The following is a 22,228-nucleotide window of genomic DNA, read 5'->3' on the forward strand; positions in this document are numbered from 1 at the left end:
CGCCGCCGAATCAGTCCTGCTCGCCCTCGTCGTCGCCGTTGTAGCGGCCCTGCTCGGCGAGGAATCGCTCGAACTCGGCGCCCAGCTCGTCACCACTGGGCAGCTCGCCGTCGCCGACCAGCAGGCTCGACTGCCGCTCCTGCGCGGTGACGAAACTGTCGTACTGCCGCTCCAGGGCATGCACCACGGTCTCCACCTCGGCGTTGCCCGCGATGTGCTCGTTGACCTGCTCGCGCACTCGTGCTGCGGCCTCGCCGAGCGCGGCCAGCGGGAACTCCAAGCCCGCGTTGTCGGCGACGTTCTCCAGCAGCGTTTGCGCGGCTTCCGGATAGGCGGTCTGCGCCAGGTAGTGCGGGACGTGCACCGAGAAGCCGACCGACTCGTGACCGTGCTGCGCCATGCGGAATTCCAGCAGCGACGACGCGCTGCCCGGCACCTGCAGCTCACCCGGCCACCGCTGATGGTCGGAGATCAGGTCGCGGTCGGAGGAATGCGCCGTCACGCCGAGCGGGCGGGTGTGCGGAATCGCCATCGGAATGGCGCTCAACCCGATGCTGCGGCGCACGCCGAGCTGTTCGGCGAGCAAGCGGACCGCGGTGGTGAACTTCTCCCAGCGTAGGTCGGGCTCCAGACCCGCGAGCAGCAGGAACGGGGTCCCCGCGGTGTCGCGCAACGCCCAGAGATTGAGCTCCGGTTCGGCGTAATCGGAGAAGTGATCGGTCTTGAACGTCATGAGCGGACGCCGCGATCGGTAGTCCAGCAGCTCGTCCACGTCGAACGAGGCGACAAGTTCGCTTTCGAGGCTCTCGCGCAGGTGCGTGGTCGCCAGGCGCACCGCGTGCCCGGCGTCGGTGAAACCTTCCAGTCCGTGTACCAGGACCGGGCCCGCGCCGTCGGCGGACGACAGCTGCGGAGCTGGGAACTCCAATTCGTACATTCGCGACTCGTAGTCCATCGCGTACTCCTTCCTGCGCGGTTCCTGCGGCCCGGACGCGCACCGCACGCGCCAGTGTGGTTGGCTGCCCGGTCGTTCGCCACCCCTGGTGGTGGCGTGCGACGAGCAGTCGTCCGAACCGGGGACCACCGTCCATTGTCCCCCATGTCGATGACGGTCATCGCGCACGGCCGGACACCGACCCATACTCCGAGCCAACAGTATCGGCGGCCTGTGCATTCCCGGCTCGGCGGCGTGGCATCGCGGGCTGGGCACGGGGAGTTTGGCACAGTAGGTGTGTGACCGTGGCGGATTCGACGCGTAGGCGGCTGGGCTGTGTGGTGCCCGTCGCCTGCGCGGTGCTGCTCGCCGGATGCGGGTCGACGGTGCCGGGGCGCCCGGCCACGCCGGCGCCGACCACGGTGACCCGGCACGTGAGCGCCGAACTACCGACGCTGCTGCCGGATCCGGCCCAGTTCCCCCCGCCCTACGCGGCGGTGACGCTGCCCCAGGAGGCCGTGGCCCAGGCGGCGGGCGATCTGGACGGGATGGGCCGCGGCGCCAACGTACAGCCGAGCCGGTGTGTGCCGCCGCACCAGGACTTCGGACCCGATCGCACGGCGATGGCGGTTGGCACGGACGATGCCACGCGCGCCACCCTGACCGTCGAATTGACCCGCACCGGCGAGCCGTTGACGTCGCTGCGCGCGAGGACGCAGCAGTGCGGGTCGGTGCGGGTGAGCCGGGCGGGCGCCACCACGACCGTGACGACCGAACTGGATTCGCCACCGCCGATCGACGCCGACGATGCCCTCTCGTTGCGCAGGATCGTGCGGCCCGAGTCCGGGGGCGCCGGATTGACCCAGTCCATGCGCACCCACGTCGGGCAGATCGGCGACGTGCGAATCACGGTGACGTACATGTCGTTCGCCGCGGGCGAACCGGATAGCGCGGCACTGGATGCGCTGTTCGCGACCGCCGTTCGCAAAGTGCGGGAGAGATAAGTGCGGGGGAGACGGCAGAGCCCGGCGGCACCGTAGCAGGGGCGACCGACACAGAGCGCCGAGCGAGAGACTTGCGGGGCGAGTCGTGCACAGCGCGAGACGAATTCCCCAGGCCGGACGAATCGCCAGGTCGGTGTCGGAGGGCGGAAACCGCCGAGCCGCATGGTCGAGGCATGACCACTTCCGCGACTCCGTTTTCCACCCCTGAACCGGTCGACGACGGGTATGCAGGCAAGAACGACGCATCCCGGCTGTGCCACCGCGGTCAGCGCGTATCCGGCCGCGCTACCGAGGCCGCGGGGCGAGTCCAGCCCGGCGTCGCTGCGCGAAGACCGGCTCCGTACTCGATCAAGGGCGAGCCGAGCACGGGAAATGCGCAAGGACCTGCTCGGCATGCCCGGTGCCGCGACGATCCTCCGCCGTTCCGGGGCGCGCCGGATCACGCGGTGCGCGTGGACGATCCGGGAGAGCTGATCGCCGCCGTGCCCGCGATGCTGGGCTTCACTCCGGAACGATCGGTGATCGTGCTCGTGCTGCGGCCCGGGACTGCCGACGGGGCGATCGTCGACGCGGTGGTGCGGTTCGATCTGGATTCGCCCGGCGGGAGGCGCGTGCGAGGCGCGACACTGGCCGCCGCGGTCGCGCGGATCTGCGCCCATGACGAGGCGGCCGAGGTGCTGGCGGTCGTCGTCGACGACCGCGCCGTGGAACCGGAAGCGGGCGCCGACAGGCACGGCTGCGCGGGCGGGCGGTTCGACGTGCTGGTCGGTTCGCTCGGCAAGCGGTTGGCCGCCGGGGACATCGCGCTCGGCGGGGTATGGGCGGTCCGTGCGATCACCGCTGGACAGCGCTGGTGGGCGTTGGCGGGACCGGAGCGACGCGGGGTGCTCCGGGATCCGGCCGCTTCACTGGTGGCGCTGACCCACGTGCTCGACGGCAGGCAGATCCGGGGTTCGCGTTCCGAGCTCACCGCCGTGGTCGCGATGGATCCCCTCGCTCGGGCCGAGGTGGCCGCGCACATGGAGGACGCGCTCGGCCAAGCCCGTGAGCGCGCCGCGCGGGCCGCGCGACGCGGTGATCCGATCGGATACAGCAGGCAAGCGCTCGACTACGTGCTGTGGCAGATCGCCAACACCGCGTCGGGCGCCGCGCCGATGGCGCCCGAGTTCGCGAAAATCGTTGTCGCTCTTCGTGATAGATCCGTGCGGGACACGATGTTCGCGCTGGCGGTCGGCGATCACGCCGATGCGGCCGAGGCGGTGTGGGGCGCGCTGACCCGCGCCGCGTCCGGTACCGATCGCGCCGAAGCCGCCGCCCTGCTCGGCTACAGCGCCTACGTCCGCGGCGACGGACCACTGGCGGGCATCGCGCTGGAGGCCGCGTTGGAGGCGGATCCGGGACATCCGATGGCGATGCTGCTAGACACCTCGCTGCGCCTGGGCATGCGTCCGGAACAGTTGCGTCGCCTCGCGCACAGCGGCTACCGCACCGCCGCGGGCCTCGGTGTCGACCTCGATTGGCCTGCGTCGTGAAACCGGAACGTCGGGCCGGTGACCGCCCCGGCGGTGCGCGGCCCGATGAACCTGTACTCGGCTCCGGCGATTCCGGGGCGCGCACTGCCTCGTCCGGCTACACCATCCGGCGGCGGTCGCCACGTCGGTGGGCTGGTGCGGGCGGGTCGGCCCGAGCCGGCGAGTGGCCGACCCGGGCACCGCGGGGCCGGTTATTTCGCGCTGTGCGCGCGCGGCCCGAGCGACTGGAGGAAATTCCAAGCGTCGGTGACGATTTCGTCGAGGTCGTTGTGCTCGGGACGCCAGCCCAGCTCGGCGATCGCGCGCGCACTGGACGCGATCAGGGTGGCCGGGTCGCCGGGGCGGCGCGGCGCGTCCTGCGCGGCGATCGGCAATCCGGTGACTCGCTCGCAGGCCGAGATCACTTCGCGCACGGAGAAGCCGGTGCCGCTGCCGAGGTTGTAGATCCGGTGGGTGCCGGCTTCCGCGGTCGCCAGGGCCAGCAGATGGGCCTGCGCGAGGTCGCGGATGTGGATGTAGTCACGGACCGCGGTGCCGTCGTGCGTGGGCCAATCGGTGCCGAAGACCGAGATCGCCTTGCGATGCCCGGCCGCGACCTGCAGCACCAGCGGAATGAGATGCGTTTCCACCACTCGGTTTTCGCCGAGACCACCGTAGGCGCCCGCGACGTTGAAGTACCGCAGACTGGTCGCCGCGAGCCCGTGGGCCACCGCGTACGAAGTGATGGCGTGGTCGATGGCCAGTTTCGACGCGCCGTAGGGATTGGTCGGACGGGTCGGGGCGTCCTCGGTGATCGGCACCTGCTCCGGCTCCCCGTACACCGCCGCGGTGGAGGAGAACACCAGTCGCGGCGTTCCCGTGCGCCGCAGGGCCTCCAGCAGTTCGAACGTCTTCACGACGTTGCCGTGCCAGTACTTCTCCGGCTGCTGCACCGACTCGCCCACCAGCGACTGCGCCGCGAAATGCAGGACCCCGTCGAAGGTTTCGGTGGCCAGCAGCTCGGGCGCGGCGACCGCGATGTCTCCCTCGACGAACCGGGCGGCGGAAGGGACGCCGTCGGCATTGCCGGTGGACAGATCATCGAGCACGACCACCTCGTGGCCGGCTTCCAGCAGAACCTGTGCGCACACGCCACCGACGTAGCCCGCGCCACCTGTGACCAGAAGTTTCACGTATCAAGCCAGCTTCACTTGGACGGCGTGCGCCATCTCGTCGGGCAATTCGAATCCGTCGTGGCCGGGCACGGTGATGACGACCGAACCCGCCTTCGTCTCCACGGTGACGCGGGCGTCGGGCACCACGCCCGCCTCCCGCAGGCGGCCGATCACCTCCGGATCGGTCTGGATGTGCTCGGCGAGCCTGCGCACCACGACAGCGTGCAGCTGGCCGTGTGGCAGATCCGACAGGCGCAGCAACTTTTCGTCGGCGGAGGCGGGCGGAATGATGCCCAGCTCGTCCAGGCCGGGAATGGGGTTGCCGTAGGGGGAGGTGGTGGGGTGGTTGAGCACTTCGACCAGACGGCGCTCGACGTCCTCGCTCATCACGTGCTCCCAGCGACAGGCCTCCGCGTGCACGTTCTGCCAGTCGAGACCGATGATGTCGACGAGCAGCCGTTCGGCCAGCCGGTGCTTGCGCATGACCGCGACGGCCATGCTGCGCCCCTTCTCGGTCAGCTCCAGATGACGGTCTCCGGCGACCAGCAGCAAACCGTCGCGTTCCATCCGCGCGACGGTCTGGCTGACGGTGGGGCCGCTCTGTTCGAGGCGCTCGGCGATCCGGGCGCGCAGGGGCACCACGCCCTCCTCCTCGAGGTCGTAGATGGTACGGAGATACATCTCCGTGGTGTCGACCAGATCCTTCACCTGTTACCCCTTCGTCGGCACGAATTCTACCCACGCGCGACGGCGCCCCCGTGTGCCGGATCGCGTCGCTCCACGTTGCGCACGACGTCTCCGGCGGCACGGCGGCAACCCGATCGGCGCACGGCAGGCGGCCGTGAGCGTCTTTCTTGTATTTGTACTGCATAGGAACGTTTCGCGGGGTTGCTTACTTCCCGCTAGCGTTGCGATCATGGCCACTGCACCGCGCGGCGAACCTCGGGCGCCGATCTCGCCCGGGACGAGCCGGTCCGGAACCGTCGTCTGGACCGAGCGGTTCCTGGATTACACATGGACTCCGGAGCATCCGATGAAGCCGGCGCGCCTGAAGTTCACCATGGCGCTGGCGGAAAGTCTCGGACTGCTCGAGGGTGTCGAGCTGCTCGAACCCGCCGCCGCGGGACGTCCGGACCTGCTGCGTATCCACACCCCCGACTACCTCGACGCGGTCGAACGCGCCGTGCCGCCGGTCGGTTCGCCCGCCGCACCGCCCTACGGCCTCGGTTCCCCGGACAATCCGGTGTTTCCACGGATGCACCAGGCCGCGTCCACGATCGTCGGCGGCACCCTGGCCGCGGCCAGGGAGATCGCGGAGGGGCGCACCAAGCGAGCGGTGAGCATCGGCGGTGGCATGCATCACGCGATGGCGGATTCGGCGTCCGGCTTCTGTGTGTACAACGACCCGGCGGTGGCCATCTCCTGGCTGCTGGATCACGGTTTCGACCGGATCGCCTACATCGACGTGGACGTGCACCACGGCGACGGCGTGCAGCGTGCTTTCTACGGCGATCCCCGGGTGCTGACCATTTCGCTGCATCAGCATCCGGCCACGCTGTGGCCGAACACGGGGTGGCCGGAGGAGACCGGCGCGGGCGCGGCGGAGGGCACGTCGATCAACCTGCCGCTGCTGCCCGGTACCCGGGATGCGCAATGGCTGCGCGGTTTCCACGCCGTGGTGCCGGGCGCGGTGGCGGCGTTCGGTCCGCAGATCGTGGTCAGCCAGTGCGGGGTGGACACGCATCGCGAAGACCCCTTGGCCGATTTGGAACTCACCGTGGACGGGCAGCGAGCCGCGTTCCGTGCCATGCGGGAGCTCGCCGACCGATATGCCGAAGGACGCTGGCTCGCCGTCGGCGGCGGCGGATACGGCCTGATCCGGGTGGTGCCGCGGGCCTGGACGCATCTGCTGGCCACCGCGCTGGATCGCACCGTCGACCCCGCGACGCCGATTCCGCAGGACTGGATCGAGACGATCCGCGCGGCGGCGCCGCAGGCGGACCCGCCGCACACCATGGGCGACGGCGGTGACGTGGCCTACCGTCCATGGGACGGCCCCGGCGGCACGGGTGAGACCGGTGACGCGCGGGTCGATCGTGCGCAACGTGCCGTAGACATGGCCGTGCTGGCCACTCGCCGAGCGACTTTCGGGTTGCTAGGTCTCGACCCGGAGGACCCTCGTGACTGACTTCCCCGACACCCCGGACGCTCCCGCCGCGCCGCCACCGCCACCGCAGCACTGGTTCGCCGATGTGCTGGCCTCCGACGGCGGCGTCGTACGATTGCGCCCGATCACCCCCGCCGACGCCGAGCCGCTGCAGGAGTTCCACGGCGCACTGTCCGATCGCACCAGGTACCTGCGGTATTTCGGGCCCTACCCGCGGATCTCGCCCAAAGACCTGTACCGCACCACGCACATGGACTATCACGACCGGGTCGGGCTGGTACTGGAACTGGGGGAGGCGATCGTCGCGGTGGGCCGCTACGAACTGCTGGAGCGGGACGGGCCGCGGGCGGCGGAGGTCGCGTTCGTGGTGGCCGACGGGCATCAGGGCCGCGGGCTCGGCTCGATCCTGCTGGAGCACCTGGCCGGCGCCGCCGCCGAGAACAAGATCGAGACCTTCGTCGCCGAGGTGCTCGCGGAGAACACCGTGATGGTGACGGTCTTCCGCGACGCGGGCTATCAGGTCGAGCGCAGCAGGGACGGGTCGGTCCTGCATCTCGAGTTCGCCATCGATCCCACCGAAGCGCTGCTGTCGGTGCGTGATTCGCGCGAGCGCGCCTCGGAGGCGCGCAGCGTGGGCAATCTGCTGGCCCCGCGGTCGGTCGCGGTGATCGGCGCCACCCCCGCGACGGGGCGCGTCGGCGGAGCGCTGCTGGCGAATCTGCTGTCGGGCCTGTTCCAAGGGCCGGTGTTCCCGGTGAACCCGAACCGCAAGTCGGTGCGCGGGGTCCGGGCATACGCGACGGTCCGGGAAATCCCCGACGAGGTCGACCTCGCCGTGGTCGCGGTGCCGCCCGCGGCGATCGGGTCGGTGCTCGACGACTGCATGGCCAAGGGCGTCAAAGGGCTCGTGGTGTTGACCGCGGGTTTCGGCGAGACCGGGGAGGGGGGTCTGGCAGCCGAACGTGAACTCGTGGCCGCCGCTCGTGGCCACGGCATGCGCGTGGTCGGACCGAGCGCACTCGGGATCGCGAACACCGACCCGGCGGTCGCCATGAACGCGACCTTGGCTCCTCTGCTGCCCGGTCGCGGGCGGATGGGATTCTTCTGCCAGTCCGGGCCCTTGGGCGCGGCGATCCTGGGCGAGGCGGCGGCGCGCAACCTCGGCTTGTCCACGTTCGTGTCCGCGGGTAATCGCGCCGACGTCTCCGGCAACGACCTGCTGCAGTACTGGGACAGCGACCCGGACACCGATGTGGTGCTGCTGTATCTGGAGAGCTTCGGCAATCCGCGCAAGTTCTCCCGGATCGCGCGCCGGGTGGCCCGGACCAAACCGATCGTCGCGGTGAGCAGCGGACGCTCCGCCGCCCAGCCCGCGGGGGACATGGACCGGTCGATCGTGCGGGATCTGTTCGCTCAGGCGGGCATCGTCCAGGTCGACTCGATTTCCGAACTCTTCGACTGCGCCGCTCTGCTGGGCTACCAGCCGTTGCCCCGGGGCCAGCGGCTGGCCGTGGTCGGCAACAGCACGGCGCTCAACTGGCTGGCCCTCGACGCGGCGCGCGGCGAGGGCCTCACGGTGGGCGAGCCGGTCAACCTCGGCCCGCAGGCGACGCCGGGTGCGTATCTGGACGCCCTGGTCGCGGCCCTGCGGTCGGACGAGACGGATGCGGTGATCGTCGTTTTCGCGCCGCCGGTGCCGCTGCCGACCGCAGGCTTCGCCGACGCGATCAGGGCGGCGGCGGCCGCCGTGCCGGAGTCGGGGAAGCCGATCCTCACCACCTTCGTCGCCGAGCAAGGGATCCCGAACCTGCTCGCGGTGCGCGGTCCGGGCGCCGCGGCGGTGCACGGGTCGATTCCGTCGTATCCCGATCCCGAACGCGCCGCACGGGCGTTGGCCCGGGTCCGGCGATACGCCGAATGGCGCACCAGGCCCGTGTCGCCGGTGGTGCGCCCGCAGGGCATCGACACCGACCGCGCGCGCCAATTGGTGGCGGACTGGATGGCCGGGTCGGGCGGCCGCCGGCTCACCGATCTCGAGACCGTGGAACTGCTTGCCTGCTACGGCATTTCGGTCGTGGAATTCCGCGAGGTGCGCAGTGCGGAGGAGGCGGTCGCGGCCGCGGAGGAACTCGGCTATCCGGTGGCGGCCAAGGCGACCGGCGAATTGTGGCGGCGCAGGCCGGATCTCACCGGTGTGCGGCTCGATCTGTGGCGGCCGGAAGCGGTGCGGCAGGGATACGCGGACCTGGCGGAGCTGTGTGGTGACCCTGTGTTGCACATCCAGAAGATGGCCACCAAGGGCGTCGGTTGCATCCTGCGCGTGCAGGACGACCCCTCGTTCGGCTCGGTGATCGAGTTCGGCCTGTCCGGGCTGATCATCGAGTTGCTCGGCGATCGTGCCTATCGGGCACTGCCGTTGACCGCCGACGAGGCCACGGCGCTGATCGACGCGCCGCGCGCCGCGCCTCTGCTGTCCGGTACCCCGGCGAGTCCGCGCGTGGACAAGGCGGCTCTCGCCGAACTCGCCCAGCGCATTTCGGCCCTGTTCGACGACCTGCCGGAGATGCGGGAACTGGCCTTCGATCCGGTGCTGGCCTCGCCGACATCGGCGGAAATCCTCTACGCGCGCGGCCGTATCGGCCCGGAGCCGAGCCGTTTCGATACCGGCCCGCGCCGGCTGGGTTGAGCACCACCGGGCTTGCCGGGCGCGTTGTCGGCCAGCGCCATGGCGCGGCTGCGACGTCGGCTCGCACACGTCACGCGCGGGGTGTCCGATAACGGACGATCGCTTCTGCCGCGATGTGGGGATGCCAGGTTCATCCGAAAGAAAGGCCCGCTCGCCATGAAGATCCGAAGTGTTGCTCTGCTGTCGCTGCTCGCCGCGGCACTCACCGCGTGTTCGGTCAGCGTCGGCACTCCGAAGGTCCAGGAGGCCGATTTGGAGAAATCGGTCAAGGACTCGCTCACCGAAAAAGTCGGCCAGGAACCCGATTCGATCGATTGCCCCGGCGATCTCACCGGCAAAGAGGGGACCACCATGCGCTGCACGCTGACCGCGGGCGCCGACACGCTGGGCGTGACGCTGACGGTGACGTCGGTGGAAGGCGACACCGTCAAATACGACATCGAGGTGGAACAGGGCTGAACCCGTTCGAAGAAGGGGGTACGACACCGCCGACCGGCTCGCGCGTCACCCGGAGGGGACGGGTACGCGCGGTCACCGGTCGGCGCGGGAAGGTGACCCCGGCGGGAGGGTCACCGAGCCGAACGCCGGAGCTGTCTCGGAGCAGCCGGCGGCCGGGGGATGATCAGCTGGCGTAGGCGCGGAGCCGGTCGGCCCGCTCGCCTTTGCGCAGCTTCGACATGACTTCACGCTCGATCTGACGCACCCGCTCGCGGGAGAGACCGAAGAGCTTGCCGATCTGGTCCAAGGTGCGCGGCTGGCCGTCGTCCAGGCCGAACCGCAGGCGGATGACCTGCTGTTCGCGCTCGTCCAGGGTGGCGAGCACGCTGCGCACGTCGTGGTGCAGCAGACCGGCGATGACCGCGGACTCGGCCGACGTGGCCTCGGAATCCTCGATGAAATCGCCCAGCGGGGCCTCTTCGTCGTTGCCGACCGGCATGTCCAGGCTCACCGGGTCACGGCTGTGGTCGAGCAGATCGGAGATCTTGTCGACCGGGATGCCGGATTCGGTGGCCAGTTCCTGGTCGGTGGCCTCCCGGCCCAGCTGCTGGTGCAGTTCGCGCTTGATCCTGGCGAGCTTGTTCACCTGCTCCACGAGGTGGACGGGCAGGCGGATGGTGCGGCTCTGGTCGGCCATGCCGCGGGTGATGGCCTGCCGGATCCACCAGGTGGCGTACGTGGAGAACTTGAAGCCCTTGGCGTAGTCGAACTTCTCCATGGCCCGGATCAAGCCGAGATTGCCCTCCTGGATGAGGTCGAGCAGCGGCATGCCGCGACCGGTGTAACGCTTGGCGAGCGAGACAACAAGGCGCAGGTTGGCTTCCAGCAGATGCGACCGGGCGGCCTGACCGTCACGCACGATGATCGCGAGATCACGCTTGCGGGTGGCCGACAGTCGCTTGCCGGTTTCCAGCAGGTGCTGCGCGTAGAGGCCCGCCTCGATGCGCTTGGCCAGCTCGACCTCGTCGGCAGCGGTGAGCAGCGCGGTGCGGCCGATTCCGTTCAGGTACACACGTACCAGGTCGGCGGCGGGGCTCTGAGCGTCGAGGTCCGAATCGCTGGTGCGCACACGAGTGGTGGCGGGGCTTGTCATGACTTGCCTCCTGTCGGTGGTGTCTCACTCCGATCAACGGACCCGACAGGAAGAAAGTTCCCCGTTACGGCCGGCATAAACCGCTCTGAACAGCGGTTTTCGCCCCTCTCGTCTGAGAAGTTCCTGAGAAGCACCGCAGTCGGGGACAATCCCCGGCCGGGACCTGCGCCGACCGGCGCACGGCTGCCGTGCGGTCACACGGGCCGGATGAGCCCGTGCCGTACCAACCCGGTGACCACGGACAACGCGTCGGCCGCGAACTGGGCACTCACCTCCTCGGATCCGTGCGCGAGCGCCAGCAGCTCGATCAGCTCGTACAACGGCAGGCCGTCGGCGTGCATTCCCGCCAGCAGCGAGACTGTGGCCTCATCCACTTCGTGCTGCCAGCGCGGTCCGTCGCCACGATGCAGCCGTGCCACTTCGGGAGCCCAGCCGTCGGGGCCGGGGAGATACACCCGTTCCAGCGCGGTCGCGGGGTCCACGACGAAACGTGAAGACCAGGCGAGACTTTCGTCACCGGCGACGGCACGCAGCCAAGCCGAACGCTCGAAATACCGGACGGCCTCGTCGCCGAGCGGATCGTCGAAGCCGTGGGTGAGATCCTCCGCGAGCAGTTCGGTCGGTCCGTCGATGGCGCGCAGATACACGAAACCGAACCCGATTCCCTCGACGCGCGCCGCCTCGAAGGCGTCCAGCCAGCGCTGCGCGCGGGCCTGGGCGGAGGGGTCACGCGGGTCGGCGCCCGCGTCACGCAACCAGGTGCCCACGTAGAGCGCGGGGTCGGCGACGTCGCGCTGGACCACCCAGGCGTCCACACCGTAGGACGGCAGCCAGGACGAGACGCGCCCGCGCCAGTCCTCGTCCTCGGCATGTACCCAGGCGGCGAGCATCGCGGCGGTGCCACCGGGTGCCAGCAGATCCGCGGCCTGCGCGATGACCAATTCGCTTGCGCCGTCGAGCGCGAGGCCGGAATCGCGGTAGGTGTGCTCGACCCGCGCCGGGCCCACCACGAACGGCGGATTGGCCACCACCTGGTCGAAGCGCCTGCCCCGGACCGGCTCGAACCAGGAGCCCTCCACCAGTTCGATGTCCAGGTCGTTGAGCGCCGCGGTCGCCTCGGCCAGCCACAACGCGCGGGGGTTGACATCTGTGCCGGTGACGCGCTGCGCATAGGAGCCGGCGTGCACCGCCTGTACGCCGCAGCCGGTGCCGAGATCGAGCACCGTGCCGACCGGGCGGGTGGGGGTGGCGCGCAGCAGCGAGAGGGAGGCGTGGCCCACGCCCAGGACGTGGTCTTCGGTCAGGGTGCGCCGCCGCATCGAATCATCGAGGTCGGACAGGATCCATCGGGTGCCCGCGCCCGAGTCGAGCGGACGCAGGTCCAGTGCCGCCCGCACCTGGTCACCGTCGCGGTCCAGCAGGCCCGCGGCGACCGCGCGGTCGATCGCCACGGGCGCGAGCGCGGCGGCCACCTCCCGCTGCGGCAGGGCGTCGCCGAGCAGCAGCAGGCGGATGAGCGTGCCCAGCTCGCCCGCCTCGCGCGCCGCTCGGCGCACGGGGACCGGCTCCGACCGGCTCAGCGCCGCGTGCGCGTCACCGAGTGCCTCGAGCAGGGTGTCGGCGTCGTAACCCACCCTGGTGAGCGCGGTCCGCAGGTCCGGGCACAACGCGGTCAGCAGCGATCCGGTGGTGGTCGAGTGGTTCGTAGGCACACCGGTACTCTGCCACCGCGGCTCCCGCGCCCAGATCAGGTGCCCGCTGTGTCACCGGACCCAGCGGCGCGACCGAACCACACGGACCCACTACGCGCTCATGTGCGGCCGCGAAGTGGCTGGAGTTCGGCGGAGAAGCGGCAGCTGCTGAGCAGGCCGATCGCCAGGGAGCTGGACGGCGGTCTGAGCGTGGTGCCGGGCGACCGGCTCGCCGCCGAGCGGGCCCTACCAGGGCGAGTGCGGGGCTGAGGCTCGCAGGGCCGTGGGGCCAGACGTACGGCGCCGCACGAAGGTCAGACCCCGTTCGGATCGCGAGCGGTGACGCAGTACAGCGCGTCGCTCGGATCGCTGAGGACGATCCAGTGCTCGTGCCGCTGCACCACGGTCGCGCCGAGCGACTCGTGCCAGGCGGCGGTGGCTTCGATGTCGCCGGCGGCCAGATCGACGTGCGCGCTGGTCGGGCGGTTCTCGCCGAGGCGCTGCAGCAGCAACTGCGTGGGGAGCTGGCGCTGCGCGGAGCGCAGCAGGGCGAATTCCGGCCGCCTGCCGGGCCGGTACGTCCAGCCGGTCAGCGAGGTCCAGAAACGGGTCTCCACCTCGTGGTCGTCGGGGCCGATGTCGAGGCACACCTGGTCCAGGCGCGACAACGTGCCGTCCGGCGCCCGGACGGCGGGTGCGGGCGTGCTCGTGGCGCGGCCGCTGGGGGTCAGGCAGAACGTCTGACCGCCGGGGGACCGCAGCACGGCGTAGTCCGGGTGGTTGGCGACCAATTCGGCGCCCAGATCGAGGGCGCTGCGAACGGCGGAGGGGATGTCGTCGACGTCCAAGTCGAGGTGCACACCGCCGAGACCGGTGACGGCCTGCATCTTCACACTCGCCGCGGCGAACAGCGCCGGGTCCGGCAGCAAGGTGAGGAATTCGTCGTTCGCGCCGCGCCGAGCGGAGAGCTGGGTGCCGGTGACCGTGGACCAGAATTTCGCGCAATCGTCGAAGCGTTGGGTCGGGCGGTCCAGGAAGACCCAGATCCACCGAATCATGTTCACTCCTGTCTTGTGGCCCGCAACGGTGATCATGGTGCCGCAGGCTCCCTGCGACCCTAGGGACGCGTGCCCGCCTTGTCGAGAAAATACCGGGGCGACCGCGAATGGCACGAATTTGATGGTATGTGGCATTCCAGCCACTCGTTGCGTGGGCATAGTTCCGGCACGCTCAGCCGGTGACCGAACTTCAGACGCCGACCCCGGTTCCGCTCCACTCCACGCCGCGGCGGCGCTTGCACCCGGCGTGGCTCGTCGCGGGTGTCGGCTTCGTCGCGCTGCTCGGCGCGGCCGCCTTCCGATCCGTGCCCGGCGTGCTGATGGACCCGCTACAGCAGGAGTTCGGGTGGTCGCACGGCACCATCGGAACGGCCGTATCGCTGAATCTGCTGCTCTACGGGCTGATCTCGCCGTTCGCCGCCGCACTGATGGATCGCTTCGGCATCCGCCGGGTGGTGGCCTGCGCACTGCTGCTGGTCGCCGGGGGCAGCGGACTGACGGTGTTCATGTCCCAGCCGTGGCACCTGGTGCTGACCTGGGGCCTGCTGGTCGGGATCGGCGTCGGGTCGATGTCGATGCCGTTCGTCGCCACGATCACCGGCCGCTGGTTCGTCCGGCAGCGCGGTCTGGTGACCGGCGTGCTCACCGCGGCGGGCGCGACCGGACAGCTGATCTTCCTACCGCTGGTATCGGCGCTGGCGAACGCACACGGCTGGCGGATGCCGTCGCTGATCGTCGCGGGCGCGGCGCTGGCTGTGGCGCCGCTGGTGCTGCTGTTCATCCGGGACTACCCGAGCGACCTCGGGGTGCGGGCCTATGGCGCGGCGCCGGACAGCGCGGTTGGGATGCGGGTGCCGGCCGCGGGTGGGGCATCGCGCGCGCTGACCGTGCTCGGCGCGATCGCGCGCCGACCCGGATTCTGGTTGCTCGCCGGTGGGTTCGCGGTCTGCGGCGCGTCGACCAACGGGCTGATCGGAACCCATTTCGTCAGCGCGGCGCACGATCACGGCATGCCGCCGACCGCCGCGGCGAGCCTGCTGGCCGTCGTCGGCGTCTTCGACGTGGCGGGCACCATCGCGTCGGGCTGGCTGACCGACCGGATCGACCCGCGCTACCTGCTGATCGGCTACTACACGCTGCGCGGACTGTCGCTGCTGATCCTTCCCGCGCTGCTCGGTCCGGACACGAAACCGAGCCTGTGGGTGTTCATCGTCTTCTACGGCCTGGACTGGGTGGCCACGGTGCCGCCGACGGTCGCGCTGTGCCGCGAACTGTTCGGCGCCGACGGCCCCGTCGCCTTCGGCTGGGTGTTCGCCTCCCACCAGATCGGCTCGGCGGTGGCGGCCACCGGCGCGGGCGTCATCCGTGATGTCCAAGGCAGCTACGACCTCGCCTGGTATGTGGCGGGCGGGTTGTGCGCCGCCGCTGCCGTGATGTCGGCCGTCATCCGCCGCGCACCGGCCTTCGTCGGGCCCGGTTCGCACTGAACGCACGCGGGAGTGCTCGTGGCAGGGCGATGGCCGCCGGACGGAGGCTCAGCCGTCGATGGCGTTGTGCGATCGGGACTCGATGGCCGTGCGCGGACGGTCCCAGCGGCTGGGCTCGTCCTTGCGGCGGGGCGGGCGGTCGTTGGCGATCAGCACCGCGATCCAGGGCAGCGGGACGGACGCGACGATGATCAGGATGGACACCAATGGATTGCCGAGCGCGCTGTAGGCGATCGCGGCGAGCACCAGGCACGGAATGCGGAACGCCATGATGATCGTGTACCGGCGCACACGAGCGCGGTGCTGGTCCTCCAGCGAGGGCGCGGCCTCGGTGATCAGCGCCGGGTGTCTGTCGTCATTGCCGGGAAAGTATCCGGGGGAACGGCGGGGCTGCGTCGGCATCGTCACGTCGGGGTGCTCTTCGCGGTCGCGGCCGTCGGCGGATGGGGAATCGCCGTTCTGCTGCATACCCCGAGTCTTCCACTCGTGGTCCCGCCGCGCACATGCCGTGGTCAGCTCTGTGCCGGAACGGTGGTCACCTCTGATGCGACACCGCGGTCGGCTTCGGCGCCGATACCGTGGTCACCTTTGGTCGGAGACCGTGGTCGGCTCCCGATCCGAGACCGTGGTCACCCTGGCCGCGACACCGTGGTGGCCCGTCTCTCCCGATGCGGCATCATGGAATGCGTGAGCACCGACACCATCGTTCGCCCGGATACGACGACCGACGAGACGACGGGCGACGACACCCCGAAGTTCTTCCACTACGTGAAGAAGGACAAGATCGCCGAGAGCGCCGTGATGGGCACCCACGTGGTCGCGCTGTGCGGAGAGGTCTTCCCGGTGACCCGTTCGCCCAAGCCCGGCTCTCCGGTGTGCCCGGAGTGCAAGAAGGTCTACGACGGCCTACGCAAGGGCGAGTGAGACGCGGATAGGTCGCCGGAGGACGACGCCTTTCGCAGGTCGAACCCGGCCTGTGCAGGCCCGGCCGCGGCGGCGTCCGCGGGCGGGGCGCCCTCGTCGCGGTCCGCCATGTCCTCCTCGGCGCCCCCTTCGCCGCGGACCTGATTGGCGATCCACTCCTTCACCTGCTCCATGCGCGTCGCGCGGGCGGGCCAGAATTCCTGGACCGCCGCGTTGAACTCCGCGCCCAGGATCACCGCGAAGCCCAGGAAGAACGTGAAGAGCAGGAACGCGATCGGCGTCGCCAGCGCACCATAGGTGACGCCGGTGCGGGTGACCCATGACAGGTAGCGGCGCAGCACGTCGCTGGCCGCCATGAAGAAGACGCCCGCCACCAGTGCCCCGCCGAAGAGCCGGTGCCAGGGCAGCGAGGTGTGCAGCGCCAGCTTGTACAGGGTGGTGAGCCCGACGATCAGCAGCAGGCCGACGCCCGGGTAGTAGAAGAAATCCAGCAGTTGCAGGCCGGTCGCCCGCCAGGCGGTGGGCAGTACCCGGCCGATCAGCGTCGGCCCCAGCGCCACCAGCGGCAGGATGAACACCGCCGCCACCAGGAACAGCACATACAGCAGCAGCGCAAAGATGCGCTGCCACACCGGGTGACGGGCGTCCTGCTGGTCGTGGGCCTCGACGATGGAGTCGACGAAGGTGGCCATCGCCGACGATCCGGCCCACAACGACAGCACGAAGCCCACCGAGACCACCGCGCCGCGACCGCGGCCGAGTACGTCGCGCACCGTCGGCTCGATGAGGTCGGTCACCACGCTCGCGCTGAACAGTTCCTGGCTGAACGCGATGATCTTCGACTCGACGATCTGCACCGTGTCCGGGCCGAACCAGCCGCCGACGTATCCGAGGCTGCCGAGCACCCCGAGCAGCAGCGGCGCCAGCGAGAGCGTCTGCCAGAACGCCGCCGCGGCCGACTTGGCGAAGATGGAATCCGCCCAGGCCTTCTCCGCCACCCGCACGATCAGCGTGCCTGCCCGCCTGCCCGCCTCCGCTGTCCGCGCGCCCGCCCGGGCCGCCCACGTCCCGGTACGCACGGCGGTGCCGCGGGGCGACGGTGCGTCGATCCGCGGCGGATCGCCCGGGCGGGTGCGGTGATCTGTCATCGTGCCTACAGCATCGCGCACTTCGGCGATCCGTATCGGCGTGCGGACACGACGTGTCGGTGGGCATCGAGTGAACTCCCATCGTCTCGGCCGGTGGCCTGTGATGCCCGTCGCGCGGCTCGCGTCGGTTTGGCGACACGCCGGGCCGGGCCGCTAGGGTCGTCTGCGTGACTGGGTCCGGTGGCGCCGCTGTGGCGGGAGAAGCGAAGACGCCGGGCGATTCGAAAGCAGTGGGCACCCCCGCCGGCGGCACTCTCCGCGCCTGGCAGCGACGTGCGCTCACGAAGTATCTGGCCACCGGACCGCGGGATTTCCTCGCCGTGGCCACCCCGGGTGCGGGAAAGACCACGTTCGCGCTGCGCGTGGCCGCCGAACTGCTGGCCGACCGCACCGTGGACCAGATCACCGTCGTCGCGCCCACCGAACACCTCAAGCACCAGTGGGCGCAGTCCGCGGCGCGCGCCGGCATCGCGCTCGACTCGCGGTTCTCCAATTCCACCGGCGGCACCTCTGGCGACTACCACGGTGTCGTCGTCACGTACGCGCAGGTCGCCGCGCATCCCTTCCGTCATCGGGTGCGTACGGAAAATCGCAGGACGCTCGTCGTTCTCGACGAGATCCACCACGCGGGAGACGCCAAGAGCTGGGGTGAGGCGACCGCCGAGGCGTTCGGCGACGCCACCCGCCGCCTCGCGCTGACCGGTACCCCGTTCCGCAGCGACGACAGCCAGATCCCGTTCGTCGTCTACGAACCCGACGAGTCCGGTTTCCCGAAGTCCCGCGCCGACCACACCTACGGCTACGCCGAGGCGCTCGCCGACGGTGTGGTGCGGCCGGTGGTCTTCCTGGCCTACTCCGGTGAGGCGCACTGGCGCGACAGCGCGGGCGAGGAGTATTCCGCGCGCCTCGGTGAGCCGCTGAACGCCGAGCAGACCGCCCGGGCCTGGCGGACCGCGCTGGACCCGGCGGGCGACTGGATCTCCGCCGTACTGCGTGCCGCCGACATCCGGCTGCGCCAGAAGCGCGCCTCCGGCATGCCCGACGCGGGCGGCCTCGTGATCGCCACCGACCAGGACCGCGCCCGCGATTACGCCGAACTGCTGGAGCACATCTCGGGCGAGAAACCCGCGCTGGTGCTCTCCGACGACCCGGCCTCCTCCAGTCGCATCGCCGAGTTCAGCAACAGCACGCAGCCCTGGATGGTCGCGGTGCGCATGGTGTCCGAAGGCGTCGACGTGCCACGCCTTGCCGTCGGGGTGTACGCGACCAGCGCTTCCACCCCGTTGTACTTCGCACAGGCGATCGGGCGGTTCGTGCGTGCCCGTAAGCCGGGCGAAACCGCGACGGTGTTCCTGCCCTCGGTGCCGGTGCTGCTCGATCTTGCCGCGCAGCTGGAGTTGCAGCGCGACCACGTCATCGGCAAGCCGCACCGCGAGAAGAACGGCCTCGACGACGAACTGCTGATCGAGGCGAACAAGCAGCAGGACGAGCCGGGCGAGCAGGAGAAGTCCTTCGTCGCGCTGGCCGCCGACGCAGAACTCGACCAGGTGATCTACGACGGATCCTCCTTCGGCACCGCGACTTTCGCCGGCAGCGACGAGGAAGCCGACTATCTGGGGATTCCGGGGCTACTGGATGCCGAGCAGATGCGCGCCCTGTTGCGTGAGCGGCAGGCCAAGCAGGTCTCCGATCGGAGCGTGCCCGCGCCCGCTCCCGATCCCGGTCCGCAGGTGGCGAACGCCGCGCAGCGGGTCGCCACGGCCGATCGGCTCGGCGAACTGCGGCGCGAGCTCAACAGCCTGGTGGCGATGCATCACCACCGCACCGGGAAACCCCACGGCGTGATCCACGGCGAGCTGCGCCGGGAATGCGGCGGGCCGCCGACCGCGCTGGCCTCGGCCGAGCAACTCGGTGAGCGCATCGCCGCGCTGCGCCGGAAATAGTCCGGGTCAACCGGTCGTGGCAGGCCAGGCGGCCATGGCACAGTCGATGGACGCGGTGAGCTCTGGCAGTGACGCGCCGTCCCGTGCCTGGATGGACAGGCCGTACAGGACCGTGGTGTAGAAAGCGGCCAGCGCGGCGGTGTCGGTGCCTTCCGGCAGATCGCCCTCGGCGACGCCGCGATCGAGCCGGCGCCGGATGTCCTCGGTCGTCTCGCGGCGCTTCTCGATCAGGAAGTCGCGGACGCTCGTGTTGCGCGTGGTGTAGGTGGAACCGGCGAGCACGACCATGCAGCCGTGCGGCTTGTTCTCCTCGGTGTAAGCGACCGCGTTGTCCCGCAGCATCGCCTCGATGCCCGCCCGCGCGGTCGGCTCTTCGCGCAGCGCGCGGTCGGTGTAACCGCCGTCGGTGCGGCCGTAGAGTTCGACGGCCGCGCGGAACAGCTCCTCTTTGCCGCCGAACGCGGCGTACAGGCTGGGGGAGTTGATGCCCATCGCGGTGGTCAGGTCGCTCATCGAGGCGCCCTCGTAGCCGTGCTCCCAGAAGACCTCCATCGCGCGCTGCAACGCCTCGGTCCGGTCGAAGGCGCGCGGTCGTCCCCGTCCAGCCATGCCACACCTTTCTGTGTCGATCGTTAAATATACCTCTTGACAGCGCCGTGGCCGATGCGCTTGGCTATTTATGTATTGATCGGCACAAAAATAGAGGAGAACCGATGTCGGACCTCACGGGCAAGATCGCGCTGGTGACCGGCGGCAGCCGCGGTATCGGAGCGGCGATCGCGCGCCGACTCGCCGCGGCGGGCGCGGATGTCGCGCTGACCTACCAGCACGCCGAGGGGCAGGCGAAGACGGTGGTCGACGCGGTCGAGGCGCTCGGACGCCGAGCCGTCGCGATCCAGGCCGACAGCGCCGACGCCGCGGCGGTGCGCGCGGCGGTGGACCGCACCGCGTCCGAACTCGGCGGACTGGACATCCTGGTCAACAACGCGGGGATCTTCCCGGCCAAGCCGTTCGAGGAGTTCACCGTCGCGGAGATCGACAACGCGCTCAACGTGCACGCGCGCGCCGCGTTCGTCGGTGCGCAGGCCGCGATCGCGTACATGACCGACGGCGGGCGGATCATCAGCATCGGCACCAACCTGACCGACCACGCGCCGTTCGCCGGTCTGGCGCTCTACAACCTCAGCAAGTCGGCTCTCAACGGCTTCACCAAGGCGCTGGCCCGTGAACTCGGCCCGCGCGCGATCACGGTGAACCTCGTGCAGCCGGGCTCCACCGACACCGACATGAACCCCGGCGACGGCGCTCACGCGCAGCAGCAGCGCGACCTGACCGCGCTCGGCCGTTTCGGCGCCGCCGACGATGTCGCGGCCACGGTGGCCTTCCTGGCCGGTCCGTCCGGCCGCAGCGTCACCGGCGCGTTCCTCACCGTGGACAGCGGCACCAACGCCTGATCAGCCGGTGAAATACCGTCCGGGCGGTACCCCGACCGTGCGGCGGAACGCCGCGACGTAGGCGCTCGGCGTCGCGTAGCCGACCCGGCCCGCGACCCGGGCGATCGGCAGCCCCGCGGCGAGCAACGGCAGGGAGGCCGCCAGCCGGATCTGCGTGCGCCACTGGCCGAAGCCGAGCCCGGTCTCGGCGACGAACAAGCGGGCCAGCGTGCGCGGGCTGACGGCGACGTGGGCGGCGAACTCGGCGAGCGTGCGCGGGTCGGCCGGATCGGCGGCGAGCGCGTCGGCCACCTGCCGCGCCCGCGGATCGGTGGGCGGATGCGCGCCGATCGGGATCACCTCGACGGGCTCGAGCAGATCGAACACCACCGCCTCGGCGCGCTCCCGTCGCTGCCGAGCGGTGTCCTGGGTGGTGAGCAGGTCGAACAGTTCGTGCAGAAGCCGGCTCACGCGCAACATGGTCGGCGCGCCGAAGGTGACCGGGCACCGGACCGGATCCAGGAAGATGCCACGCATCGCCGCCCCGTCGGAGGTGCCGGTGCGATGCCCGACCCCCGCGGGGATCCACAGCGCCCTGGTCGGCGGCAGTACCCACCGGTTGTCGCCCACCTCGACCGCGATGACTCCGCGGGAAGCCCAGGCGATCTGGTGTTGCGGATGCTCGTGCACACCGAACCAGTGCCCCGCGGGGAGCACTCCGGCTCCGAACACCATGGCGGTCGCGCCGGGTGGGTTGGGATGAACCACGGCATGGCCGTTCTGCGACACAGTTTGTCACCGTAGCCTGTCGTGCCGGGGGCGATCCGTTTCTAGCGTCACAGGCATGGCGATGAACACACTTCACCGATTGCTGTGCCGCTCCTCGATGTGGGAGCGGACCAGCGCGACCCGCATCGTGCCGTGGGCGCTGTCCGGCCTCGACCTCGGCGCCGAGACGCTGGAGATCGGCCCCGGCTACGGCGCCAACGTGTCCGCGCTGCTGGCCCGGACCTCGACGCTCACCGGCGTCGAAATCGATCCGGCGCTGGCCGCCCGGCTGCGTGACCGGCACGGCGCCGCGATGACGGTGCTCGACGGCGACGGCGCCGACATGCCTCTGCCGCCGGGAGGATTCGATTCCGTGGTGTGCTTCACCATGCTGCACCACGTGCCGACGCCCGGCAGACAGGACGCGTTGTTCGCCGAAGCCCTCCGGGTACTGCGCCCCGGCGGCGTGTTCGCGGGCAGTGACGGGCTCGACGGCCGGCTCTTCCGGCTCATGCACCTGGGCGATACCTGCGTGCCCGTGCCACCGGAGACCGCCGCCGACCGGCTGCTCCGGATCGGCTTCACCGACGTGGAGATCGATACCGGCGCTTCGAGTTTCCGCTTCCGGGCCCGGCGGCCGGAGTGAGGTCCCGCCCAGCGGCGGCTGGTGGGCGGGACGAGTGGGCCTCGACCCGACCGAGACGCGTC

21 protein-coding genes are annotated in these 22,228 nt (G+C 70.4%); 11 read left to right on the forward strand and 10 right to left on the reverse strand.

Annotation, left to right across the window (positions count from 1 at the left end; translation table 11 throughout):
* Positions 1 to 10 precede the first annotated feature (10 nt).
* Complete coding sequence (locus tag LTT66_RS24560) at positions 11 to 955, reverse strand: proteasome assembly chaperone family protein (protein WP_181722137.1); 945 nt, start codon at positions 953 to 955, stop codon at positions 11 to 13.
* 278 nt (positions 956 to 1,233) lie between these two features.
* Between LTT66_RS24560 and LTT66_RS24565 the strand changes: the two genes are divergently transcribed.
* Positions 1,234 to 1,938, forward strand: coding sequence for a sensor domain-containing protein (locus LTT66_RS24565; RefSeq protein ID WP_233060835.1), 705 nt, complete (start codon positions 1,234 to 1,236; stop codon positions 1,936 to 1,938).
* A gap of 173 nt (positions 1,939 to 2,111) precedes the next feature.
* Positions 2,112 to 3,470 carry a DUF4192 domain-containing protein gene (locus LTT66_RS24570; protein WP_233060836.1) on the forward strand — a complete coding sequence of 453 codons (1,359 nt, stop codon included), beginning with the start codon at positions 2,112 to 2,114 and terminating at the stop codon, positions 3,468 to 3,470.
* A gap of 191 nt (positions 3,471 to 3,661) precedes the next feature.
* Here the strand turns inward: LTT66_RS24570 and galE are convergent, their stop codons facing one another.
* Entirely contained in the window at positions 3,662 to 4,642 is a 981-nt protein-coding gene (gene galE / locus LTT66_RS24575) for a UDP-glucose 4-epimerase GalE (RefSeq protein WP_233060837.1), read from the reverse strand.
* Positions 4,643 to 4,645: 3 nt separating this feature from the next.
* Complete coding sequence (locus tag LTT66_RS24580) at positions 4,646 to 5,332, reverse strand: metal-dependent transcriptional regulator (RefSeq protein ID WP_181722134.1); 687 nt, start codon at positions 5,330 to 5,332, stop codon at positions 4,646 to 4,648.
* 208 nt (positions 5,333 to 5,540) lie between these two features.
* Here LTT66_RS24580 and LTT66_RS24585 point away from each other — a divergent pair, with 208 nt between their 5' ends.
* The 3 genes from LTT66_RS24585 to LTT66_RS24595 all read left to right on the forward strand — a co-directional run bounded on the left by LTT66_RS24585 (position 5,541) and on the right by LTT66_RS24595 (position 9,936).
* The gene (locus tag LTT66_RS24585; protein ID WP_233060838.1) at positions 5,541 to 6,812 is read left to right on the forward strand and encodes an acetoin utilization protein AcuC; all 1,272 of its coding nucleotides are present in this window, start codon (positions 5,541 to 5,543) and stop codon (positions 6,810 to 6,812) included.
* Positions 6,805 to 9,477: a bifunctional acetate--CoA ligase family protein/GNAT family N-acetyltransferase gene (locus tag LTT66_RS24590; protein ID WP_233060839.1), complete on the forward strand. Its 2,673-nt coding sequence runs from the start codon at positions 6,805 to 6,807 to the stop codon at positions 9,475 to 9,477. The genes LTT66_RS24585 and LTT66_RS24590 overlap by 8 nt, the downstream gene beginning before the upstream one ends.
* 156 nt (positions 9,478 to 9,633) lie before the next feature.
* Positions 9,634 to 9,936 carry a DUF4333 domain-containing protein gene (locus LTT66_RS24595; RefSeq protein ID WP_043694548.1) on the forward strand — a complete coding sequence of 101 codons (303 nt, stop codon included), beginning with the start codon at positions 9,634 to 9,636 and terminating at the stop codon, positions 9,934 to 9,936.
* Between the two features lie 163 nt (positions 9,937 to 10,099).
* Here LTT66_RS24595 and LTT66_RS24600 read toward each other — a convergent pair whose 3' ends face one another.
* Positions 10,100 to 11,068 carry a sigma-70 family RNA polymerase sigma factor gene (locus LTT66_RS24600; protein ID WP_195032704.1) on the reverse strand — a complete coding sequence of 323 codons (969 nt, stop codon included), beginning with the start codon at positions 11,066 to 11,068 and terminating at the stop codon, positions 10,100 to 10,102.
* Positions 11,069 to 11,262: 194 nt separating this feature from the next.
* On the reverse strand, positions 11,263 to 12,780 hold the full coding sequence (locus LTT66_RS24605) for a DUF7782 domain-containing protein (RefSeq protein WP_233060840.1): 1,518 nt from the start codon (positions 12,778 to 12,780) through the stop codon (positions 11,263 to 11,265).
* A gap of 102 nt (positions 12,781 to 12,882) precedes the next feature.
* Between LTT66_RS24605 and LTT66_RS24610 the strand changes: the two genes are divergently transcribed.
* Positions 12,883 to 13,029, forward strand: a complete 147-nt coding sequence (locus LTT66_RS24610; RefSeq protein WP_233060841.1) for a hypothetical protein — start codon at positions 12,883 to 12,885, stop codon at positions 13,027 to 13,029.
* A 44-nt stretch (positions 13,030 to 13,073) separates the two neighbouring features.
* On the opposite strand, the gene LTT66_RS24615 is transcribed toward LTT66_RS24610, so the two are convergent.
* Positions 13,074 to 13,817 carry a VOC family protein gene (locus tag LTT66_RS24615; protein ID WP_233060842.1) on the reverse strand — a complete coding sequence of 248 codons (744 nt, stop codon included), beginning with the start codon at positions 13,815 to 13,817 and terminating at the stop codon, positions 13,074 to 13,076.
* A 179-nt stretch (positions 13,818 to 13,996) separates the two neighbouring features.
* On the opposite strand from LTT66_RS24615, the gene LTT66_RS24620 reads away from it, so the two are divergent.
* Positions 13,997 to 15,304 (forward strand): MFS transporter, encoded by a 1,308-nt coding sequence (locus LTT66_RS24620; RefSeq protein WP_233060843.1) that lies wholly within the window; start codon positions 13,997 to 13,999, stop codon positions 15,302 to 15,304.
* Positions 15,305 to 15,352: 48 nt separating this feature from the next.
* Here the strand turns inward: LTT66_RS24620 and LTT66_RS24625 are convergent, their stop codons facing one another.
* Positions 15,353 to 15,706 carry a DUF3099 domain-containing protein gene (locus LTT66_RS24625; protein WP_233069384.1) on the reverse strand — a complete coding sequence of 118 codons (354 nt, stop codon included), beginning with the start codon at positions 15,704 to 15,706 and terminating at the stop codon, positions 15,353 to 15,355.
* A 276-nt stretch (positions 15,707 to 15,982) separates the two neighbouring features.
* Between LTT66_RS24625 and LTT66_RS24630 the strand changes: the two genes are divergently transcribed.
* Positions 15,983 to 16,228 carry a DUF3039 domain-containing protein gene (locus LTT66_RS24630; RefSeq protein WP_086006669.1) on the forward strand — a complete coding sequence of 82 codons (246 nt, stop codon included), beginning with the start codon at positions 15,983 to 15,985 and terminating at the stop codon, positions 16,226 to 16,228.
* Here LTT66_RS24630 and LTT66_RS24635 read toward each other — a convergent pair.
* Positions 16,201 to 17,376, reverse strand: coding sequence for a YihY/virulence factor BrkB family protein (locus LTT66_RS24635; protein ID WP_233060844.1), 1,176 nt, complete (start codon positions 17,374 to 17,376; stop codon positions 16,201 to 16,203). The two genes, LTT66_RS24630 and LTT66_RS24635, sit on opposite strands and share 28 nt — an antisense overlap.
* Before the next feature lie 191 nt (positions 17,377 to 17,567).
* Between LTT66_RS24635 and LTT66_RS24640 the strand changes: the two genes are divergently transcribed.
* A complete protein-coding gene (locus LTT66_RS24640; protein ID WP_408638869.1) occupies positions 17,568 to 19,319 on the forward strand; it encodes a DEAD/DEAH box helicase in 1,752 nt (583 codons plus the stop codon).
* A 6-nt stretch (positions 19,320 to 19,325) separates the two neighbouring features.
* Here LTT66_RS24640 and LTT66_RS24645 read toward each other — a convergent pair whose 3' ends face one another.
* On the reverse strand, positions 19,326 to 19,928 hold the full coding sequence (locus LTT66_RS24645) for a TetR/AcrR family transcriptional regulator (protein WP_233060845.1): 603 nt from the start codon (positions 19,926 to 19,928) through the stop codon (positions 19,326 to 19,328).
* Positions 19,929 to 20,032: 104 nt separating this feature from the next.
* Here LTT66_RS24645 and LTT66_RS24650 point away from each other — a divergent pair, with 104 nt between their 5' ends.
* Entirely contained in the window at positions 20,033 to 20,773 is a 741-nt protein-coding gene (locus tag LTT66_RS24650; RefSeq protein WP_233060846.1) for an SDR family NAD(P)-dependent oxidoreductase, read from the forward strand.
* Here the strand turns inward: LTT66_RS24650 and LTT66_RS24655 are convergent, their stop codons facing one another.
* Complete coding sequence (locus LTT66_RS24655) at positions 20,774 to 21,541, reverse strand: AraC family transcriptional regulator (protein WP_233060847.1); 768 nt, start codon at positions 21,539 to 21,541, stop codon at positions 20,774 to 20,776.
* A gap of 55 nt (positions 21,542 to 21,596) precedes the next feature.
* Here LTT66_RS24655 and LTT66_RS24660 point away from each other — a divergent pair, with 55 nt between their 5' ends.
* Entirely contained in the window at positions 21,597 to 22,166 is a 570-nt protein-coding gene (locus LTT66_RS24660; protein WP_195095581.1) for a class I SAM-dependent methyltransferase, read from the forward strand.
* Positions 22,167 to 22,228: the final 62 nt, after the last annotated feature.

Origin of the sequence: Nocardia gipuzkoensis, assembly GCF_021183645.1 — a bacterium.
Classification (GTDB): domain Bacteria; phylum Actinomycetota; class Actinomycetes; order Mycobacteriales; family Mycobacteriaceae; genus Nocardia; species Nocardia abscessus.

What these genes read in the sequence shown, in the direction of transcription:
- LTT66_RS24560 (WP_181722137.1), bottom strand. Translation starts at nt 955, where the DNA reads ATGGACTACGAGTCGCGAATGTACGAATTGGAGTTCCCAGCTCCGCAG.
- LTT66_RS24570 (WP_233060836.1), top strand. Translation starts at nt 2,112, where the DNA reads ATGACCACTTCCGCGACTCCGTTTTCCACCCCTGAACCGGTCGACGAC.
- LTT66_RS24585 (WP_233060838.1), top strand. Translation starts at nt 5,541, where the DNA reads ATGGCCACTGCACCGCGCGGCGAACCTCGGGCGCCGATCTCGCCCGGG.
- LTT66_RS24595 (WP_043694548.1), top strand. Translation starts at nt 9,634, where the DNA reads ATGAAGATCCGAAGTGTTGCTCTGCTGTCGCTGCTCGCCGCGGCACTC.
- LTT66_RS24600 (WP_195032704.1), bottom strand. Translation starts at nt 11,068, where the DNA reads ATGACAAGCCCCGCCACCACTCGTGTGCGCACCAGCGATTCGGACCTC.
- LTT66_RS24615 (WP_233060842.1), bottom strand. Translation starts at nt 13,817, where the DNA reads ATGATTCGGTGGATCTGGGTCTTCCTGGACCGCCCGACCCAACGCTTC.
- LTT66_RS24625 (WP_233069384.1), bottom strand. Translation starts at nt 15,706, where the DNA reads ATGCCGACGCAGCCCCGCCGTTCCCCCGGATACTTTCCCGGCAATGAC.
- LTT66_RS24630 (WP_086006669.1), top strand. Translation starts at nt 15,983, where the DNA reads ATGGAATGCGTGAGCACCGACACCATCGTTCGCCCGGATACGACGACC.
- LTT66_RS24635 (WP_233060844.1), bottom strand. Translation starts at nt 17,376, where the DNA reads ATGACAGATCACCGCACCCGCCCGGGCGATCCGCCGCGGATCGACGCA.
- LTT66_RS24645 (WP_233060845.1), bottom strand. Translation starts at nt 19,928, where the DNA reads ATGGCTGGACGGGGACGACCGCGCGCCTTCGACCGGACCGAGGCGTTG.
- LTT66_RS24650 (WP_233060846.1), top strand. Translation starts at nt 20,033, where the DNA reads ATGTCGGACCTCACGGGCAAGATCGCGCTGGTGACCGGCGGCAGCCGC.
- LTT66_RS24660 (WP_195095581.1), top strand. Translation starts at nt 21,597, where the DNA reads ATGGCGATGAACACACTTCACCGATTGCTGTGCCGCTCCTCGATGTGG.